This is a genomic window from Chryseobacterium oleae (assembly GCF_900115055.1).
In the GTDB taxonomy this organism is placed as follows: Bacteria; Bacteroidota; Bacteroidia; order Flavobacteriales; family Weeksellaceae; genus Chryseobacterium; species Chryseobacterium oleae.
The window spans coordinates 1-5520 of record NZ_FOVD01000013.1 but is presented as its reverse complement, the minus strand read 5'-3'; the positions used below and the strand labels follow the sequence as shown (position 1 = coordinate 5520).

Sequence of the window (5520 nt, the reverse complement as noted above, 5' to 3'; positions counted from 1 at the left end):
AAAAAAGTCTCACACAAAACTGTATGAGACTTTTTAATAAAAACTGGCGGCGGCCTACTCTCCCGCTTTCGCAGTACCATCGGCGCTGGTGGGCTTAACTTCTGTGTTCGGAATGGGAACAGGTGAGCCCCACCGCTAAAACCACCCTAAAGAAGGTATATAAGAGGTTAGAGGTTAGTATTTAGAGGTTAGTGATTCACTAACTTCTAATATCTAATTTCTAACTTCTGTTTTAATTCGATAAAAACATTCACAAAGACAAAACCTTTACTGCGCATAAAAGGCCTATATATAGCAACCATAGGCTATAAATCTACGGGTAATTAGTACTACTTGGCTATGACATTACTGCCTTTACACCTATAGCCTATCAACGTCGTCATCTCCAACGACCCTTAAAAGATGTCTCATCTTGAGGCGAGTTTCGCACTTATATGCTTTCAGTGCTTATCTCTTCCAAACGTAGCTACTCAGCGGTGCTCCTGGCGGAACAACTGATACACCAGAGGTTTGTTCAATTCGGTCCTCTCGTACTAGAATCAAGCCCTCTCAAACATCTAACGCCCGCAATAGATAGAGACCGAACTGTCTCACGACGTTCTGAACCCAGCTCGCGTGCCACTTTAATGGGCGAACAGCCCAACCCTTGGGACCTTCTCCAGCCCCAGGATGTGACGAGCCGACATCGAGGTGCCGAACCTCCCCGTCGATGTGAGCTCTTGGGGGAGACTAGCCTGTTATCCCCGGAGTACCTTTTATCCTATGAGCGATGGCCCTTCCATACGGAACCACCGGATCACTATGTCCTGCTTTCGCACCTGATCGACTTGTTGGTCTCACAGTCAAGCACCCTTATGCCATTACACTCTACGCACGGTTACCAAGCGTGCTGAGGGTACCTTTGAAAGCCTCCGTTACTCTTTTGGAGGCGACCACCCCAGTCAAACTACCCACCACGCAATGTCCTTCCATTCAGAAGTTAGGCTCCAAGTAAGTAAAGGGTGGTATTTCAACGTTGGCTCCACGAACACTAGCGTGCCCGCTTCAAAGCCTCCCACCTATCCTACACATTACTTACTCAAAGTCAATACGAAGTTATAGTAAAGGTTCACAGGGTCTTTTCGTCCCATTGCGGGTACTCGGCATCTTCACCGAGACTACAATTTCACAGAGCTCATGGTTGAGACAGTGCCCAGATCGTTACACCATTCGTGCAGGTCGGAACTTACCCGACAAGGAATTTCGCTACCTTAGGACCGTTATAGTTACGGCCGCCGTTTACTGGGGCTTCAGTTAATGCCTTCGGTTTAACCCTAAGCACCTTCCTTAACCTTCCAGCACCGGGCAGGTGTCAGACCCTATACTGCATCTTTCGATTTTGCAGAGTCCTGTGTTTTTGATAAACAGTCGCCTGGGCCTCTTTACTGCGGCCAGCATTGCTGCTGGCGTCTCTTCTCCCGAAGTTACGAGACTATTTTGCCTAGTTCCTTAACCATGATTCACTCTAGCACCTTAGGATTCTCTCCTCGACTACCTGTGTCGGTTTTGGTACGGGTTGCTTCACTTCGGCTTTTCTTGGAAGCACTTTCCCTACAACAACTTCGCCCGAAGGCTAGGTCTTGACTATTCCGTCAGTCTCCAGTAAGTACGGCACTCCGTCCCCTTTTTAGTGTGAGCAAGTATGGGAATATTAACCCATTGTCCATCCACTACCCCTTTCGGGTTCGCGTTAGGTCCCGACTAACCCTCAGCTGATTAGCATGGCTGAGGAAACCTTAGTCTTTCGGTGAGCGGGTTTCTCGCCCGCTTTATCGTTACTTATGCCTACATTTTCTTTTCTATCCGCTCCACAATACCTCACGATACTGCTTCGGCGCAAATAGAATGCTCTCCTACCAGATATACCCCTAAGGTATAAATCCATAGCTTCGGTAATATGTTTATGCCCGATTATTATCCATGCCGGACCGCTCGACTAGTGAGCTGTTACGCACTCTTTAAATGAATGGCTGCTTCCAAGCCAACATCCTAGCTGTCAATGCAGTCCAACCGCGTTGCTTCAACTTAACATATATTTGGGGACCTTAGCTGTTGGTCTGGGTTCTTTCCCTCTCGGACATGGACCTTAGCACCCATGCCCTCACTGCCGACCATCATTTATTAGCATTCGGAGTTTGTCAGGAATTGGTAGGCGATGAAACCCCCGCATCCAATCAGTAGCTCTACCTCTAATAAACTGTAAATCGACGCTGCACCTAAATGCATTTCGGAGAGTACGAGCTATCTCCCAGTTTGATTGGCCTTTCACCCCTACCCACAGGTCATCCGAAGACTTTTCAACGTCAACCGGTTCGGTCCTCCACTCTGTGTTACCAGAGCTTCAACCTGCCCATGGGTAGATCACAAGGTTTCGCGTCTAATCCTGCTAACTAAGCGCCCTATTCAGACTCGCTTTCGCTCCGGCTCCGGACCTTAAGTCCTTAACCTCGCTAGCAAAATTAACTCGTAGGCTCATTATGCAAAAGGCACGCCGTCACCCAACTTGTGGGCTCCGACCGCTTGTAGGCGTACGGTTTCAGGTTCTATTTCACCCTTCTATTCGAAGTGCTTTTCACCTTTCCTTCACAGTACTTGTTCACTATCGGTCTTTCAGGAGTATTTAGCCTTGGAGGATGGTCCCCCCATATTCAGACAGGATTTCACGTGTCCCGCCCTACTCATTTATCATCTATGTATGCCTTTCAAATACGGGGCTATCACCCTCTATGGCTGTTCTTTCCAGAACATTCTTTTAAACATATAAAGACTTTTGGGCTAATCCGCTTTCGCTCGCCGCTACTTACGGAATCTCTTCGATTTCTTTTCCTCCGGGTACTTAGATGTTTCAGTTCTCCGGGTTTGCTCTCCAATAAATTGGAGTGACTGGTCTTCAACCAGACGGGTTGCCCCATTCGGACATCTGCGGATCAATTCGTGTGTGCCGATCCCCGCAGCTTTTCGCAGCTTACCGCGTCCTTCTTCGCCTCTGAAAGCCTAGGCATCCGCCATACGCCCTTAACGATTTCTTTCCTATTTTTAGTTACTCAAGCGCTTCTATGCGCTCGGTTTTCTCTTTGTGATATTTTTACCGTTAATGTCAATGATCTTAAATTCTTCTTTTCAGCTTGATAAACGAATATTGTTATTGGCTCTATTCGTCACTTTTAAATCAAACTTCCAAAACTGTGGAGAATAAGGGAGTCGAACCCTTGACCTCCTGCGTGCAAGGCAGGCGCTCTAGCCAGCTGAGCTAATTCCCCCTCTAGTTAAGATGTTAGATGTTAGTAATTAGATATTAGTAAAAAACTAAATTCTAAATTCTAATTTCTAACCTCTATTTTAATTAGTAGTCTCGGGCAGGCTCGAACTGCCGACCTCTACATTATCAGTGTAGCGCTCTAACCAGCTGAGCTACGAGACTATGTGATAGATGAGTAATGGGTAATGAGTGATCAGTAATATTTGCATATACCTTAACTCCCTTCATACTCTATCGCTCGTTCCCGTTTACTAATTTCTAGTGGGTTTTGTATTTTTATAATATATAGCAACCAAATAAAAAACTAAAGCTTTTCTTTAAGCAGAATCAATGTACATTACTGTACTAATTTTGTTTATCGTCTTTAAGACGCTCTAAAATGAGATGTTCCAGCCGCACCTTCCGGTACGGCTACCTTGTTACGACTTAGCCCTAGTTACCTGTTTTACCCTAGGCAGCTCCTGTTACGGTCACCGACTTCAGGTACCCCAGACTTCCATGGCTTGACGGGCGGTGTGTACAAGGCCCGGGAACGTATTCACCGCGCCATGGCTGATGCGCGATTACTAGCGATTCCAGCTTCATAGAGTCGAGTTGCAGACTCCAATCCGAACTGAGACCAGCTTTCGAGATTCGCATCCAGTCGCCTGGTAGCTGCCCTCTGTACTGGCCATTGTATTACGTGTGTGGCCCAAGGCGTAAGGGCCGTGATGATTTGACGTCATCCCCACCTTCCTCTCTACTTGCGTAGGCAGTCTCACTAGAGTCCCCAACTGAATGATGGCAACTAGTGACAGGGGTTGCGCTCGTTGCAGGACTTAACCTAACACCTCACGGCACGAGCTGACGACAACCATGCAGCACCTTGAAAAATGTCCGAAGAAAAGTCTATTTCTAAACCTGTCATTTCCCATTTAAGCCTTGGTAAGGTTCCTCGCGTATCATCGAATTAAACCACATAATCCACCGCTTGTGCGGGCCCCCGTCAATTCCTTTGAGTTTCAGACTTGCGTCCGTACTCCCCAGGTGGCTAACTTATCACTTTCGCTTAGTCTCTGAAGCCAAGGCCCCAAAAACGAGTTAGCATCGTTTACGGCGTGGACTACCAGGGTATCTAATCCTGTTCGCTCCCCACGCTTTCGTCCATCAGCGTCAGTTGTTGCTTAGTAACCTGCCTTCGCAATTGGTGTTCTAAGTAATATCTATGCATTTCACCGCTACACTACTTATTCCAGCTACTTCAACAACACTCAAGACCTGCAGTATCAATGGCAGTTTCACAGTTGAGCTGTGAGATTTCACCACTGACTTACAGATCCGCCTACGGACCCTTTAAACCCAATAAATCCGGATAACGCTTGCACCCTCCGTATTACCGCGGCTGCTGGCACGGAGTTAGCCGGTGCTTATTCGTATAGTACCTTCAGCTTTCCACACGTGGAAAGGTTTATCCCTATACAAAAGAAGTTTACAACCCATAGGGCCGTCGTCCTTCACGCGGGATGGCTGGATCAGGCTCTCACCCATTGTCCAATATTCCTCACTGCTGCCTCCCGTAGGAGTCTGGTCCGTGTCTCAGTACCAGTGTGGGGGATCACCCTCTCAGGCCCCCTAAAGATCGTAGACTTGGTGAGCCGTTACCTCACCAACTATCTAATCTTGCGCGTGCCCATCTTTATCCACCGGAGTTTTCAATTTCAAGTGATGCCACTCAAAATATTATGGGGTATTAATCTTCCTTTCGAAAGGCTATCCCCCTGATAAAGGCAGGTTGCACACGTGTTCCGCACCCGTGCGCCGCTCTCAGTCTCCCGAAGGAAACCTACCGCTCGGCTTGCATGTGTTAGGCCTCCCGCTAGCGTTCATCCTGAGCCAGGATCAAACTCTCCATTGTATGTTTTTCCTGACCCGCTCAAAGTTTTATTTACGCTTTAGTTTTTTCTTACTTGGTTGTATATTGTATGTCAATGATCTTTTTTCTTTCCGCAATGGATAAGGAAGCTTTTCTGTCGTTCTGTTCCTTATTTGCGGTTGCAAAAGTAATTATTTATTTCTAACTGACCAAATGTTTCGGAAGAAAATTTTAAAGTTTTTTAAGTAACCTTAATCCCTCCTAAACCTCAATCTTTACTCACTTCTGCGCTCCGTTTAACCGGACTGCAAAGATACAAACTTTTTTAAATCTCACAACTTTTATTTCTAAAAGTTTTAAAAGTTTTTCG

Annotated in this window: 2 tRNA genes and 3 rRNA genes; all 5 read right to left on the bottom strand. The window is 46.7% G+C overall.

Features of this window, described 5'->3' with window-relative positions:
* Positions 1–41 precede the first annotated feature (41 nt).
* The 5 genes from rrf to BM143_RS23620 all read right to left on the bottom strand — a co-directional run bounded on the left by rrf (position 42) and on the right by BM143_RS23620 (position 5192).
* Positions 42–149: ribosomal RNA gene (gene rrf / locus BM143_RS23640) — 5S ribosomal RNA — on the bottom strand.
* A 154-nt stretch (positions 150–303) separates the two neighbouring features.
* Positions 304–3068: ribosomal RNA gene (locus tag BM143_RS23635) — 23S ribosomal RNA — on the bottom strand.
* Between the two features lie 157 nt (positions 3069–3225).
* Positions 3226–3299: transfer RNA gene (locus tag BM143_RS23630), tRNA-Ala, on the bottom strand.
* An 87-nt stretch (positions 3300–3386) separates the two neighbouring features.
* Positions 3387–3460: transfer RNA gene (locus tag BM143_RS23625), tRNA-Ile, on the bottom strand.
* 215 nt (positions 3461–3675) lie between these two features.
* Positions 3676–5192, bottom strand: a 16S ribosomal RNA gene (locus BM143_RS23620).
* Together the 16S, 23S and 5S rRNA genes with 2 tRNA genes alongside form the textbook arrangement of a ribosomal RNA operon.
* Positions 5193–5520 lie beyond the last annotated feature (328 nt).